At 60.8% G+C, this 423-nt stretch carries 1 protein-coding gene; it reads right to left on the bottom strand.

The features are described from left to right. Nucleotides 1–303 precede the first annotated feature (303 nt). Nucleotides 304–420: a tyrosine-protein phosphatase gene (locus NE591_RS16350; protein ID WP_371130607.1), complete on the bottom strand. Its 117-nt coding sequence runs from the start codon at nt 418–420 to the stop codon at nt 304–306. Nucleotides 421–423: the final 3 nt, after the last annotated feature.

Genomic DNA, 423 nt, shown 5'->3' with positions numbered 1-423 from the left:
TTCGCTTCCTTGCCCGCCACGATTGTCGCGATAGTTCCCGCCTTTCTGATCGCCCGCCGGGTCAGTCTTTATCCGACCTCCTTGCAGCGTGCGCGAGGCAAATGCCAGTTCGACCCCGTTATGGCCCGGCGCGATGCCAGTTAAGGGGTGAAATGGTAAGGAAATGCCAGTTCGACCCCGTTATGGCAAGACGCAAACGACCTTTTCTGGGTCGAACTGGCATTTGCACGGGCAAAAGCGAAAATGCGCGCCCGAGCTTTGGGCTGTCGGCTTCCAGGGCGCAGGCGTTTTCTGGAGCGCGTTCTAGGCCACCAGGGCGCGGAGGCTCTCGATCGCCTCGTTGGTGAGATGCAGGCCCTCGCGCAGGTAGGAAGCGAAGCTGCCGTAGAGGCGGTCGATCTCGTCGAAGTAGGAGCGCAGGTA

It is taken from the genome of Adlercreutzia sp. DFI.6.23, assembly GCF_024462535.1.
In the GTDB taxonomy this organism is placed as follows: Bacteria; Actinomycetota; Coriobacteriia; order Coriobacteriales; family Eggerthellaceae; genus Adlercreutzia; species Adlercreutzia rubneri.
The sequence above is the reverse complement of the archived record's forward strand: the minus strand, read 5'-3'. Positions and strand labels throughout refer to the sequence as shown.